Here is a 14,841-nt window from a genome sequence, read left to right as displayed (position 1 = left end):
TTTAGAGTGTTTTGAGTAATGATTTGTTGCTGCAAACATCATCTAAAACTCTTAAATTATTGCCAATTAATTTTTTATGTATATTCGCGCCCATTTTCAAAAAAAAGGCACCCAGTATTATATATGTACGGTTTAAGGGGTTATCTACTAAATTCTCAATTTTCGTTTAAAGGTTTTAACCTTTGTTTTTTGCCTTTGTTAAAAAAACCTTAAAGAGAAAATTCTTACAATTTAAAATAATCGCTTTAACATTTTTTTAACACATCTAATGTAATGTCAATTGTCTTTTATCTGCACCTATTGTGGTAATCGTAATTTTTTGTGCATTTAATGGTAAAAAGGAGGTGATTTTTTCCGGCCATTCAATAAAAATCCAATCTCCTTGAGTTAAATATTCTTCAAAACCGAGATCCAAAGCCTCTTCTTCTTTTTCTAGTCTATAAAAATCAAAATGGTATATCACTTTATCATCGTTAGATATATATTCGTTAACAATTGAAAAGGTAGGGCTACTTGCAGTCTCTTGTACGCCCAGTTCTTGTGCCAGTGATTTTATAAGTGTAGTCTTTCCTGCTCCCATTTCTCCATAGAAGAGAAGGATATTACTTTTTGAAGAAGAGATTATTGTTTTTGCAATATGCTCAATTTCAGATAAATTATATATCATCTGCATTAGCTGGGTATTTAAGGGTGTTGCGAAGATAAGAAAATCTTAAAGTTTTAAGATTTTAATTTTGAAATGGATAACTTTTGAGCTCTTTAACGACGTTTTGTCGCTCTTCTAGGATATATACTTAATTCTACCTTTGAGAAGTAGAGTGTTTTGTCATTGAGATAGAAAACTAGAAAGTTGTAATGGAGAGGAAGTGGGGTGGAAATAAAAATCGATGTCAACCTATATATAGGTTTGAAGAGAGTAATAATACATTCTTCCTAATTACTAGTTAAAGTGCAAACCCCTAAAATGTAAATTTTAAACTAGTTGTTAAACACCGATTTTAATCTTTCTTGCTTGTTATACATTAATGAGTGCTTGATTAAACACATAATGAAGTAAGTTCGTTTTTTGATTGATGAACGAATAGCTGTTTGAATAGCAAACGCTATTGTTGATTGATGGTGTAAAAGTCAGCTATACTTAAGAGGATATCAAGATTTGTGTAGGAACATTCATAAATTTTACCTTTAAATTTATGATTTTTCCCATATTTATAAATCTTCCCTTTAATTCTTCGTTTTTTAAGGGTGCCTATCATAAAATTGAGGAATTTAGTAGTCATGAGATTTAATAATAGCGATATAAACTTTAACTTGCAGCCCGCTTAAATTAGCTTAAAACCATTTTTAATATATAAGGAGTAAGATTTTTCTTAGAAAATAGTATTCCCAATCGTTTCGTTAATGATTACAAAGTCCCCTTTATTTATAGTAATCTTTATGTGCTCTTTTTTCTCTATAAGTGCACAAGAGCTTCCATATCTATCAGATATTGTTGTACCTGATTCTATAGCTGTAAAAAGTTACCCTGTATTAAGAACTGAGTTTTTTGCTCTTTCCAAGTTGAATAACTCTTCACTTGATTCGTTAGTGCTTGAATTACAAGGAAAAGAACTCATAAAACGAGCTACACTTAGTGAAAACAAATCTGACGTAGCAAAGATTTATTTGACATTAGACGATGCTAGAGATGGTGTTTTGGATTTACTGGAATATATACTTGAATATACAAAAACGAATAACCTTAGCAATTCTTACGAAGCAGCTTTACTTCATAAGACGGTATTGTTTTATAACAATGATAGGATTGATGAGGCTTTAGCTGTAGCACAGAAAGCGTATGATTTTTCTCTAAAGACTCAGAACTTATCAAATAGATGGTTTCTCAAGAGGCTTATGGGTCTCTTGCAGGCCAATTATGGTAATGTTGCTGTGGGATTACAAAATCTAAAAGAAGTGGAATCTATTTACGTGACTGGGGAAGTCAAGGAAATACATATATACAATACAGACTTTTATAATAGAGGTGTACTGGCAGAATTGAGATATTCCATAGCAAAGACATATTTTGAAATTGATAGTCTTGATGAGGCGGATGACTATATTGAGAAAGTTAAAGAATATGCTGAATCAGCAGGGAATACAGATTATTTAGATTCTTACCTTGGTTTAAAAGCAGGAATACTAATCAAACAAAAAAGATATACAGAAGGGTTAGATGTAACCAATCAATATATTTCTAATGACTATGAAAAGGAAGATGATGAGTTGTCTCATTCTTTTGCAATGAAAGGTATTGCCTATGAAGGGTTGAATTTAGACGAAAAAGCAACTACTTCTTTCCTTACTGCTGATAGCCTTTTTGTAGCTGCAGGATCTGATTATTACTATAATGAACTAAAGTATATATTTAATTATTTGCTGAATCATTATAAGAAAAAAGGCAACACAGACAAGCAAATAGAGTACCTTAATAAAATGATTTCCTATGAGGAATCTGTAGGTAATATTAAAGAATCTGTAAGCAACGGTGTGTCCACTATGTATACTATCCCAGAACTTACGGCTGAGAAAGAACTTTTAATACGTAAGCTAGAAAAAGAAAAGTCAACTAGTCAAGCTGGAGTTATTCTATTCTTAATCTTGAGTTGCATAGGAGTAATCGTCGCGATATTTCAATACAGAAAAAGACTTATTTACCAAAAGAGATTTGATAAGCTCAGAGTAACACTCGAAAAGCGTATTAAAAACGAGGTGTCATCTCCTATAAATACTACAAGTGCGACTGAGAAAATTATTAAAGACCCTGTACCAATATTAAAGTCTACACAAGCCGATAAAATAAAAGCTGGTCTCAAAACTTTTGAAGACACATTAATGTTCACAGAAGAAAAAATAACACTCAAAAGTCTGGCTCTTCAAGTAGGTACTAATTCATCATATCTGTCTAAGTATATTAATGATGAGAAATCAGAGAACTTCTCTGTTTATATCAATGACTTGCGCATTAATCATGTGCTTAAACTGCTCTATAGTTCTCAGAAAATAAGAACGTATACAGTGAGTGCGCTGGCCAAAGAGGTTGGTTTTTCTAATCCAAAATCTTTTTCAAATCACTTTAAACGCATCACTGGGCTTTCGGTTACTTACTTTATAAAGAATCTTGAGGATGTTAAAGAGCCTATGGCGAAAGCAAAAGATGATAATGTGATTGATTTTTTAGAGCGAATTAATAAAACGGGTTAAGCAGTTTTTATGTTGGATTTATATTTTCCATCCTAAAATAGCGATACACTAAATGTTCCCTTTAGATTTATGAATCTTCCTTTCAATTCTTTACTTTTTAATTATGCCAATCATAAAATTGAGGAATTTAGTAGTCGTGAGATTTAATAATAGGGATATAACTATTAAATTGCAGCCCGCTTAATTAGGTTTAAAGCCATCTTTAATATAAAAAGGAGTAAGATTTTTCTTAGAAAATAGTATTCCCAATCGTTACGTTAATGATTATAAAGTCCCCTTTATTTATAGTAATTTTTATGTGCTCTTTGTTCTCTATAAGTGCACAAGAGCTCCCATATTTATCAGATATTGCTGTGCCTGATTCTATAGCGATAAAAAGTTATCCTGTGTTAAGAACTGAGTTTTTTGCTCTTTCCAAGTTGAATAACTCTTCACTTGATTCGTTAGTGCTTGAATTACAAGGAAAAGAACTCATAAAACGAGCTACACTTAGTGAAAACAAATCTGACGTAGCAAAGATTTATTTGACATTAGACAACGCTAGAGGCGGTGATTATGATATACTATATTATATACTTGAGTATACAAGAGCTAATGAGTTAGATGATAATTATGAGGCAGCTTTGTTGCAAAAAGCTATTGCTCTTTATTATGATGAGCGAATTGAAGAGGCTTTAGCAGTAGCAGAAGAAGCGTATGAATTTTCTAATAAAACTCAGAATATATCCAATAAATGGGTCTTGAAAAACCTAATTGGTACTTTACAAGTTGATTATGGCAATGTATCCACTGGATTGAAAAATTTAAAGGAAGTAGAGTCTATTTTCACAACTGGAAAAGTTAAGAATATTCACATCTACAATAGTGATTCTCAGAATAAGAATATTCTTGCTTCCGTTAGATATTCTATTGCATCTTCTTACTTTGATATAGATAGTCTAGATGCTGCAAGCGATTACATAGAAAAAGTGAAGATTTATGCTGATACTGATAATGATAAAGAGTATCAGAACACTTACTTAGGGCTTAAAGGGGCTATTTTAATCAAACAAAAAAAATACCTAGAAGGGTTAGATGTAACCAATCAATATATTTCTAATGAGTATGAAAAGGGAGATGATGAGTTGTCACATTCTTATGCTATGCAGGGTATTGCATATGAAGGGTTGAATTTAGACGAAAAGGCAACTACTTCTTTCCTTAACGCTGATAGCCTTTTTGTAGCTGCAGGATCTGATTATCACTATGATGAGCTCAAGCATACGTTTAAATATTTGCTTAATCATTATAAGATAGAAAGAAACACCTACAAGCAAATAGAATATCTAAATAAACTGATTGCCTATGAGGAAACGGTAGGTAGTCTTAAAGAATCTGTGACTAACGGGGTTGCTTCTATGTATACTATCCCAGAGCTTACAGCTGAGAAGGAGCTTCTATTAAATAAACTAGAAAAGGAAAAGACAATAAGTAATGCAGGTATTATTCTATTTATAATCTTGAGCTGCGTAGGAGTTATTGTAGCGATTTTTCAATACAGAAAAAGGCTTATTTATAAAAAGAGGTTTGATAATCTTAAAATAAAGCTTGAGGAACGCATTAAAAACGAGGTGTCATCTCCTGTAAAGGATTCTAGTGCGACTGAGAAAATTATTAAAAACCCTGTACCAATATTAAAGGCTACACAATCAGATAAAATTAAAACTGGTCTCAAAAATTTTGAGGACACATTACTGTTTACAGAGGAAAACATCACGCTTAAGAGTCTAGCTCTCCAAGTAGGTACTAATTCAACATATCTGTCTAAGTATATTAATGATGAGAAATCAGAGAACTTCTCTGTTTATATCAATGACTTGCGCATTAATCATGTGCTTAAACTGCTCTATAGTTCTCAGAAAATAAGAACGTACACAGTGAGTGCGCTAGCCAAAGAGGTTGGTTTTTCTAATCCAAAATCATTTTCAAACCACTTTAAACGTATCACTGGGCTTTCGGTGACCTACTTTATTAAAAATTTGGAGGAAATTAAAGAGAGTCCTTCAAAAGAAAAGGATGATAATGTGATAGATTTTTTAGAGCGAATTAATAAAACAGGCTAAGTAGCTTTTGTCTCCATACATAATCATAAAAAAACCACAGCTTATATTGCTGTGGTTTTTTTGTTTGTGTTTACGATTTCGCGAAAGCGTAACATCTCTATTTAGGTTCAAGCACCACAAAAGGAATCACCATCTCCTCAAGGCTTACGCCTCCATGTTGATAGGTGTTTCTGTAATAACTTACGTAGTGGTTAAAATTATTAGGGTAAGCAAAAAATAAATCTCCTTTTGCAAAAATGAATGAACTACTCATATTAATAGTAGGTAAGTGTATCGTGCGAGGATCTTCGGCAGCGAGTACGTCCTTATCTTCATATGTAAGACTTCTTCCGGTTTTGTATCGCAGGTTGAGGCTTGTATTTTTGTCCCCTATAACTTTTGATGGATTTTTGACATTAATGGTACCGTGATCTGTAGTAAGAATTAGTTTCATGCCTAACTCTTGCGCCTGCTGTATCATCGTGAGGAGTGGTGAATTTTTAAACCAGCTCTCTGTGAGTGATCTATAAGCCTTATCATTGCTAGCAAGCTCTTTAATTACCTCCATTTCCGTCTTAGAGTGCGATAGCATATCTACAAAGTTGTAAACGACTACCGTGAGATCATTGTCTTTTTGCGATTTAAAATTATCAGCTAGTTTTTTTCCATTTTTTAAATTGGTGATTTTGTGATATTCCCAGTTTAGGTCAAGACGTAACCTTTTAAGTTGTGCCTCTAGAAAATCTGCTTCATGCATGTTTTTTCCCCCCTCATCTGTGTCATCAAGCCATAAGTCTGGATGCTTTTTTTTCATTTCTTCTGGCATAAGCCCAGAAAATATAGCATTACGAGCATATTGAGTTGCTGTAGGTAATATACTATAATAAGGTTCTTCTTCTATTTTTTTATAATGAGCATTAAGGTGTGGCTCAAAAGCCTTCCATTGGTCATAACGCATGTTATCTATAACAATGAATAGGGTAGGAGTGTCTTTTGTAAGGTGTGGTTGTACTTTGTCTTTAAATAAGGTATGAGACATTGTAGGCCCTTCGTAGCCATTGAACCAATCTGGGTAATTTTTATCTATAAATTTACAGAACTGATTATTTGCTTCAGATTTTTGAGATTCTAATATCTCAAACATTCCCGTATCTTCTATTCCCTCAAGCTCCATCTCCCAGTAAATAAGCTTTTGGTAAAGCTCAGACCACTCTTCAAAACTATTTACCATAGATAAATCCATAGCAATCTTGCGAAATTCTTGCTGATACGAAGAGGTAGTTTTCTGACTTATTAATCTACTATGATCAAGATTTTTCTTTAAACTTAATAATATCTGGTTAGGATTTACGGGTTTGATAAGGTAGTCTACTATTTTAGAGCCTATCGCCTCTTCCATAATATACTCTTCCTCACTTTTTGTAATCATAACCACAGGTACATTCTCACGTTTATTCTTGATTTCGCTTAAAGTTTCTAGACCGGATAAGCCTGGCATATTTTCATCAAGAAAAATGATGTCAAAGTTTTGCTCATCTATCATTTCTACGGCTTCGGCGCCATTATCACAAGTTGTTACGCTATAATTCTTTTTCTCAAGAAATAAAATATGTGGTTTGAGTAAGTCAATTTCGTCATCTACCCAAAGTATTTGTATGTTGCTCATATAATTAGTTAAGTATGTTAGTCTTCAAGAGGCCCCTAGTTTGCAAGGCGAAACCTTATATTTGTACGTATTACGCTTTCGCGAAAGCGTAAATTATAGAAATCAAAAATTTTTAATATTGAAGTCTCCCAAAGTTACAATTATTAACGACCCTATTTATGGGTTTATTACTATACCTAATGGTGTAGTCTTTGATTTGATACAACACAAATACTTTCAGAGACTTCGACGTATTACACAGATGGGGTTATCATATCTTGTCTATCCTGGAGCGCATCATACTCGTTTTCAACATGCGATAGGGTGTCTTGGTGTAATGCAAAAAGCCATAAAAGTCCTTGAAGACAAAGGCGTTGAGATATCAGCCGAAGAAAAAGAAGGCGTATTTATCGCAATCTTACTTCACGATATAGGTCATGGTCCTTTTTCTCATGCAATGGAGCACAGCATTGTAGAAGGTGTGAGTCATGAGCATATTTCTACCTTATTTATGGAGGCGCTCAACAAGGAGTTTAACGGAAGTTTAACGCTAGCAATAGAAATTTTTAAGGGGTCTTATCACCGCTCATTTTTAAATCAGCTGGTTTCTGGTCAGTTAGATATGGATCGCACTGATTACTTAAAGCGCGATAGCTTCTATACTGGAATGGCTGAAGGCAATATAAACACTGAGCGTATAGTTGCAATGCTTAATGTGAAGGATAACAAGCTTGTAGTAGAAGAAAAAGGCGTGTATACCGTAGAGAAGTTTCTTGTAGCTAGAAGGCTCATGTACTGGCAGGTATACCTACATAAAACAGGGATTGTAGCAGAGCAGTTGATAACAAGGGTGCTTAAGCGCGCAAAAGAACTCTCTCATAATGGCACCGTGCTATCTTCAAGTAACGCTTTGCAGTATTTTTTACAACATAGAATAGATAGCGATACTATTAAAAATAGTCTTGATACGTTTGCTCAGCTAGATGATTATGACATTGTATCTGCTATGAAAGAATGGTGCTCCCATGATGATTTTGTGCTTACTGAGTTGTCTAAGGCAATTATAAATAGAGATCTTTTGAATGTAAAAATTAAAAAGAAACCTTTTGCAGCATCTAAGCTTGAGCAACATAAGTCGTCGTTAATGCAAAAGTTTGAGATAACAGAACATGAGGCATCTTACTTTGTATTTACAGGTACGATATCAAACCAAGCTTATAATTATGAGAAGGGGGGAATTAATATTCTACTTAATAATGGTAAGATTGTAGATGTAGTGAAAGCTAGTGATCAATTGAGTTTAAAGTCACTTACTAAAGAAGTAGTTAAAAACTATCTCTGTTACCCAAAACCTAAACGTTAATTTTTCCTATTTTTGTCATCCATGAAATTTACCGCAAACCAAATCGCAGGAATACTAGAAGGAACTATAGAAGGTAATCCTGAAGTAGAAGTATCAAAGCTCGCAAAAATAGAAGAAGGAATCCCGGGATCTCTTACGTTTCTTGCAAATCCTAAGTATACATCATTTATATATACTACCGAGGCAAGTATTGCCATTGTAGGAAATGATTTTGAAGCAGAACAACCTGTTAAGCCCACGCTTATACGAGTAGAAGATGCATACAAGTCATTTTCAAAACTACTAGAATATTATAATCAAGTAAAGCTTAATAAATCGGGAATAGAGCAGCCTTGTTTTATTTCTGAAACAGCTACTTATGGTGATGCACTTTATCTAGGTGCTTTTTCATACCTAGGAGAGAACGTAACTATAGGGAATAACGTAAAAATTTACCCTAACGTTTATATAGGAGATAATGTAACTATAGGAGACAATTGTGTGCTTTTTGCAGGATCAAAAGTGTATTCTGACAGTGTTATAGGTAACACGGTCTACATACACAGTGGTGCAATTGTAGGTGCAGATGGTTTTGGCTTTACACCCAATGAAAAGGGAGAGTATAGTAAAGTGCCTCAAACGGGTAATGTGATTATCGAGGATCACGTAGATATAGGGGCAGGAACTACCATAGATCGCGCAACATTAGGATCTACAGTAATTAGAACAGGTGTTAAACTTGATAACCAGATTCAAATAGCACATAATGTAGAGATAGGTTCTCATACAGCTATTGCAGCACAAACAGGTGTTGCTGGTTCTACAAAAATAGGTAAGCATTGCCTTATAGGTGGTCAAGTAGGTATCTCTGGACACCTAACTATAGGGGATAATGTACGCATACAGGCACAATCTGGAATAGGAAGAAATATAAAAGATAACGAAGTGCTACAGGGATCTCCATCATTTAATTATTCTGATTGGAATCGTTCATACGTTCACTTCAAAAATTTACCAAAAATCGTACAAACGGTAAACGAATTAAAAAAACAACAAAATAATGAGTAACGCTAAAGCACAACAACGTACGATAGCTAAAGAAATAAGCTTACAAGGTGTGGGTCTGCATACAGGTGCAGATGTACTAATGACCTTTAAGCCAGCTCCAGAAAATCACGGCTATAAATTTAAACGCCTTGATCTTGAAGGAGAGCCAGTACTTAATGCAGATGCTTCTCTTGTAACCAATACACAACGAGGAACAAACCTTGAGAAAAACGGTGTTTCAATCCAAACTACAGAGCACGTACTTGCTGCTTGTGTAGGTCTTGAGATAGATAACCTTCTTATAGAACTTAACGCTTCTGAGCCTCCTATTATGGATGGTTCTTCTAAGTTTTTTGTAGAAGCACTTGAAGAAGCTGGTATTTTAGAGCAAGAAGCTGTACGTGATGAATATATCGTTAAGGAAATTATTACATATCTAGACGAAGAGTCTGGAAGTGAAATTATTTTAATGCCTGCAGATGAGTATCAAGTGACTACTATGGTGGACTTTGGTACTAAAGTGTTAGGTACTCAAAATGCAAGCATACAGCACATTTCAGAATTTAAGGAGGAAATTTCAGATAGTAGAACCTTTAGCTTTCTTCATGAAATAGAAATGTTACTTGAGCACGGCCTTATTAAAGGTGGAGATCTCAACAATGCGATTGTATATGTAGATAAGGAATTATCTCCTAGTACAATGGAAAAGTTGAAAGTAGCTTTTAACAAAGATGATATTGCGGTTAAACCTAATGGTATTTTAGATAACCTCACTTTACACCATGCTAATGAAGCGGCACGTCATAAATTACTTGACGTGATAGGTGATCTAGCACTTGCAGGAACGAGAATACGTGGTAAAATCATTGCAAATAAGCCTGGACACTTTGTAAACACCCAGTTTGCAAAGAAGCTTCAGAAAATTATTAAGAATGAACGTCGTAACTATTTTCCAGATGTAGATTTACACGCTACACCTGTAAAAGATGTAAATCAAATCATGGAGATGCTTCCACATAGGCCTCCTTTCTTGCTTGTAGATAAAATTTTAGAGCTTACTAAAGAGCATGTGATAGGAGTGAAGAATGTCACAATGAATGAACCATTCTTTGTGGGTCACTTCCCTGGATCTCCAGTGATGCCTGGCGTACTTCAAATAGAAGCGATGGCTCAAACGGGAGGTATTTTAGTATTAAGTACCGTTCCAGATCCAGAAAACTACCTCACTTATTTGCTCAAAATAGATAAGGTAAGATATAAACATCAGGTGGTACCTGGTGATACCCTTATTTTCAAATTAGACCTAATGTCACCTATACGTAGAGGAATCTGCCAGATGCAAGCTCGCGCTTATGCAAATGGTAAACTTGTCTCAGAAGCCGAAATAATGGCACAAATAGTAAAAGTAAAAAATCTCTAGTATGAATCAGCCATTAGCATATGTGCACCCAGGTGCAAAAATTGCAAAGAATGTAGTTATAGAACCATTTACAACGATACATAATAACGTTGTAATAGGTGAGGGTAGCTGGATAGGGTCTAACGTGACCATTATGGAAGGCGCGCGCATAGGGAAGAACGTAAGTATCTTTCCTGGAGCAGTAATCTCTGCAGTGCCACAAGATAAAAAGTTTAATGACGAAGATACTGTTACCATTATAGGTGATAATACTACAATACGTGAGTGTGTGACTATTAATCGTGGTACCTCAGACCGTATGAAAACTCAGGTAGGAAACAATTGTTGGATTATGGCATATTGCCACATTGCACATGATTGTATCGTGGGTGATAATTGTATCTTTTCTAATAATAGTACACTTGCTGGTCACATTACCGTAGGTGATCACGTAGTGCTAGCTGGGATGGCTGCAATACAGCAATTTTGTACTATAGGAAGCCATGCTTTTGTTACTGGTGGGTCTTTAGTCCGTAAGGATGTACCTCCTTTTGTAAAGGCAGGTCGTGAGCCGTTAAGTTATGTAGGTATTAACTCTATAGGACTACGTCGTCGCGGATTTACCACAGAAAAAATTCGTGAAATACAAGATATTTTCCGCATCTTGTATCAAAAGAATTACAATAACTCACAAGCGGTAGCGATTATAGAAGCAGAGATGGAAGCCACTCAGGAGCGAGATGAAATATTGCAATTTATACGTAACTCTCAACGTGGTATCATGAAAGGATACTTTAACTCATAAGTTTTCTTTTACGCTTTCGCGAAAATTTGACAACACGACAATCATGCTTTGACCAAACATAGGTCAAGCTGAGAAATTCATAAAACGGAGAGATTGATAATCTTTTCATATTTTCGCGAAAGCGAGATTAACTTTTAAATAAAGAAGAATTCTGTATTTGCAGAAACTTAACACTAGATATGGCAACAACATCAGACATACGCAACGGACTTTGTATTAATTACAATCACGATATTTATAAAATCATCGAATTCTTACATGTGAAGCCAGGTAAAGGACCTGCTTTTGTAAGAACAAAAATGAAAAGTGTAACCTCAGGTAAAGTTCTTGATAATACATTTTCGGCTGGTCATAAGATTGATGAAGTACGTGTAGAAACACATAAATTCCAGTTTTTATATAATGATGCAGAGGGATATCACTTCATGAATACAGAAGATTATACGCAAATCGCTTTACAAGAGACTGCGCTAGATCGTTCTAATTTATTGAAAGAAGGAGAAGTTGTTACTGTGTTAATTAATACAGAAGATAATGCACCACTTTCTGTAGATATGCCAGCATCTGTAATTCTTGAAGTAACACACACAGAACCTGGTGTGAAAGGAAATACGGCTACTAATGCGACAAAGCCAGCAACTGTTGAGACAGGAGCAGAAGTAAACGTTCCTTTGTTTATAAATGAAGGTGATAAGATAAAAATAGAAACCGACAAAGGGACCTATAAAGAACGCGTTAAGGAATAGATAATTTACCTACCAACTTATTATATAAATCCCGTCAAATGACGGGATTTTCTTTTATATTCGTAATCGTGAAATTTAAAAAACAACATACACTTCAAGAAATAGCAAATCTTCTTAACGTTACTTTTGTGGGTGATCCTTTGTTTCCAGTATTGGGCATGAATGAGATCCATGTAGTAACTCCAGGAGATATTGTTTTTGTAGATCATCCTAAATATTATGATAAGGCACTGCAAAGTGCGGCGACTATTGTTCTTATAAACAAGGAGGTAGCTTGTCCGGAAGGCAAAGCACTCCTTATAACAGACGATCCTTTTAGGGATTTTAATAAGCTTACTGATCACTTTAAGCCTTTTAAAACTGCAGCAGCTGCCATTGCAGATACAGCAACTATAGGTGAAGGAACCGTTATACAGCCCAATGTGTTTGTGGGTAACCATGTAGTTATAGGTGATAATTGTACCATACATCCTAATGTATGTCTGTATGACAATACTATTATAGGAGATAACGTTACCATACATGCTGGAAGCATACTAGGTGCAGATGCTTTTTATTACAAGAAGCGTCCAGAAGGTTTTGACAAACTTAAATCTGGTGGCCGCGTTGTGATAGAGGATCATGTAGATATAGGAGCTGGCACAACTATAGACAAAGGCGTTACTGGTGATACTACTGTAAGGAAAGGGACGAAAATTGATAATCAAGTTCATGTAGGGCATGATACCGTTATAGGAGAACGTGTGTTGATTGCTGCTCAAACTACCATAGCTGGTTGTGTAGTTATAGAAGACGAAGTGACCTTATGGGGACAAGTGGGAGTTACCAGTGGTATATCCATAGGAAAAAAGGCAATCATCTCTGCTCAGAGTGGAGTAAGTAAATCTCTTGAAGGAGAAAAAAGTTATTTTGGGTCACCAGCTGGAGACTTCAGAACAAAATATAAAGAGCTTGCAGCGTTGAGACAAGTGCAAGAATTATTAGAAAAACTAAAGCAACAATAATGGCTAAGAGTAATAAGAAAATCGTAAAAGAGTTTTATAGCTCAGACTTTTTTAATGACACATCTGCTTTTGATGAGTATATTCATCCTGATATGCAGCTTTTTTGGAATGCAAAGACTGGCTACAATCACATGGAAATAGCAGGTTTAAAGGAAATGGCAGCAGAGGCTGGTAAATCTTTTGACGCAGTACGTCCAGAGATTACACACCTTCTTTCTAAAGAAGATCAGGTAGTGATAAGGTTTACTTATTTTGTGACTACCATCGAGCAACCAGATACAGAGCAGCCTATGGCACATTTTATGGCTATATGGGAAATGAAGGATGGTTTGATGTACAGAGGGTATCAAATGAGCCAACCAGCAGAGGAAGCAAAAGAGAGCATGAAATCTTGGAAGTAAATTTCATTGTTTTTACTTCATAATACTTAACCAAACTGTTATTTTTGCAGTGCAAAATTTTAAAACAAACCGATGAGCGTTTTAGTTAATAAAGATTCGAAAATAATTGTTCAAGGATTCACAGGTAGCGAGGGAACTTTCCACGCGGGCCAGATGATTGATTATGGAACAAATGTAGTAGGTGGTGTAACTCCAGGAAAAGGAGGGCAAACACATCTTGATAAGCCTGTTTTTAATACCGTTCAAGAAGCAGTAGAAAAAGTAGGAGCAGATACTACTATTATTTTTGTACCGCCAGCATTTGCTGCAGATGCAATTATGGAAGCTGCAGATGCAGGTATCAAAGTGATTATTACAATTACAGAAGGTATTCCTGTTGCAGATATGATTAAAGCTTCAGATTATATTTCTACAAAAGAATGTCGCCTTATAGGGCCTAACTGTCCAGGAGTTATTACTCCAGGTGAGGCAAAAGTAGGTATCATGCCAGGTTTTGTATTTAAGGAAGGTAAAGTAGGTATTGTTTCAAAATCTGGAACACTTACTTATGAAGCTGCAGACCAGGTTGTAAAACAAGGTCTTGGTATTACAACAGCTATTGGTATAGGTGGTGATCCAATTATTGGGACAACTACAAAAGAAGCTGTAGAGTTACTAATAAATGACCCAGCAACAGAAGCTGTCGTAATGATAGGTGAGATAGGAGGTCAACTAGAAGGTGATGCTGCAAAGTGGTATAAAGAAAGTGGTAGCAAGAAGCCAGTAATAGGTTTTATCGCAGGTGAGACTGCACCAGCTGGACGTACTATGGGGCATGCAGGGGCAATTGTAGGTGGATCTGACGATACAGCACAAGCTAAAAAAGCAATTATGAGAGAATGTGGTATTCACGTTGTGGATAGCCCAGCAGAAATAGGTAAAAAAGTTGCCGAAGTTTTAGGTAAGTAATTTTACGATACATTATAAAAAAAACCTCCTTTTTTAGGGAGGTTTTTTTGTTTCTAGTCGGTGTCGTAATTCTTATATTTGAGTAAGGAAAATTAGCATTGTATGCTTTCGCGAAAGCGTAAAGATTCAGCCTAACATTTAGACTAATTAGATCAATAAAAACAACCTGAGACAGTAATC

General features: G+C 35.1%; 12 protein-coding genes. 10 read left to right on the top strand and 2 right to left on the bottom strand.

Annotated elements, in window-relative coordinates; all coding sequences use genetic code 11:
* Positions 1–265: 265 nt before the first annotated feature.
* Positions 266–667, bottom strand: a complete 402-nt coding sequence (tsaE, locus tag SJY23_RS13195) for a tRNA (adenosine(37)-N6)-threonylcarbamoyltransferase complex ATPase subunit type 1 TsaE (protein ID WP_396596699.1) — start codon at positions 665–667, stop codon at positions 266–268.
* A gap of 734 nt (positions 668–1,401) precedes the next feature.
* Here tsaE and SJY23_RS13190 point away from each other — a divergent pair.
* Both SJY23_RS13190 and SJY23_RS13185 read left to right on the top strand, forming a co-directional pair.
* Entirely contained in the window at positions 1,402–3,243 is a 1,842-nt protein-coding gene (locus tag SJY23_RS13190; RefSeq protein WP_396596698.1) for a helix-turn-helix domain-containing protein, read from the top strand.
* Between the two features lie 419 nt (positions 3,244–3,662).
* Positions 3,663–5,345 (top strand): helix-turn-helix domain-containing protein, encoded by a 1,683-nt coding sequence (locus tag SJY23_RS13185; protein WP_396596697.1) that lies wholly within the window; start codon positions 3,663–3,665, stop codon positions 5,343–5,345.
* A 97-nt stretch (positions 5,346–5,442) separates the two neighbouring features.
* On the opposite strand, the gene SJY23_RS13180 is transcribed toward SJY23_RS13185, so the two are convergent.
* Positions 5,443–6,990, bottom strand: a complete 1,548-nt coding sequence (locus SJY23_RS13180; protein ID WP_396596696.1) for a PglZ domain-containing protein — start codon at positions 6,988–6,990, stop codon at positions 5,443–5,445.
* A gap of 118 nt (positions 6,991–7,108) precedes the next feature.
* On the opposite strand from SJY23_RS13180, the gene SJY23_RS13175 reads away from it, so the two are divergent.
* The 8 genes from SJY23_RS13175 to sucD all read left to right on the top strand — a co-directional run bounded on the left by SJY23_RS13175 (position 7,109) and on the right by sucD (position 14,661).
* On the top strand, positions 7,109–8,332 hold the full coding sequence (locus SJY23_RS13175) for an HD domain-containing protein (protein ID WP_396596695.1): 1,224 nt from the start codon (positions 7,109–7,111) through the stop codon (positions 8,330–8,332).
* Positions 8,333–8,353: 21 nt separating this feature from the next.
* Entirely contained in the window at positions 8,354–9,379 is a 1,026-nt protein-coding gene (gene lpxD, locus SJY23_RS13170; RefSeq protein WP_396596694.1) for a UDP-3-O-(3-hydroxymyristoyl)glucosamine N-acyltransferase, read from the top strand.
* Entirely contained in the window at positions 9,372–10,778 is a 1,407-nt protein-coding gene (locus tag SJY23_RS13165; protein ID WP_396596693.1) for a bifunctional UDP-3-O-[3-hydroxymyristoyl] N-acetylglucosamine deacetylase/3-hydroxyacyl-ACP dehydratase, read from the top strand. Before lpxD ends, SJY23_RS13165 begins: the two co-directional genes overlap by 8 nt.
* Position 10,779: 1 nt before the next feature.
* Entirely contained in the window at positions 10,780–11,562 is a 783-nt protein-coding gene (lpxA, locus tag SJY23_RS13160; protein ID WP_035336767.1) for an acyl-ACP--UDP-N-acetylglucosamine O-acyltransferase, read from the top strand.
* A 179-nt stretch (positions 11,563–11,741) separates the two neighbouring features.
* Entirely contained in the window at positions 11,742–12,308 is a 567-nt protein-coding gene (efp, locus tag SJY23_RS13155) for an elongation factor P (RefSeq protein ID WP_035336768.1), read from the top strand.
* A 68-nt stretch (positions 12,309–12,376) separates the two neighbouring features.
* Positions 12,377–13,312: a UDP-3-O-(3-hydroxymyristoyl)glucosamine N-acyltransferase gene (locus tag SJY23_RS13150; protein WP_396596692.1), complete on the top strand. Its 936-nt coding sequence runs from the start codon at positions 12,377–12,379 to the stop codon at positions 13,310–13,312.
* On the top strand, positions 13,312–13,713 hold the full coding sequence (locus SJY23_RS13145; protein WP_035336770.1) for a nuclear transport factor 2 family protein: 402 nt from the start codon (positions 13,312–13,314) through the stop codon (positions 13,711–13,713). The genes SJY23_RS13150 and SJY23_RS13145 overlap by 1 nt, the downstream gene beginning before the upstream one ends.
* Before the next feature lie 72 nt (positions 13,714–13,785).
* Positions 13,786–14,661, top strand: coding sequence for a succinate--CoA ligase subunit alpha (sucD, locus tag SJY23_RS13140; RefSeq protein WP_035336772.1), 876 nt, complete (start codon positions 13,786–13,788; stop codon positions 14,659–14,661).
* The last annotated feature ends 180 nt before the right edge of the window (positions 14,662–14,841 follow it).

This window comes from Dokdonia sp. R86516 (genome assembly GCF_044596715.1).
Taxonomy (GTDB): domain Bacteria; phylum Bacteroidota; class Bacteroidia; order Flavobacteriales; family Flavobacteriaceae; genus Dokdonia.
Note: the sequence above shows the minus strand (reverse complement) of the source record. Positions and strands in the feature narration are given on the sequence as shown.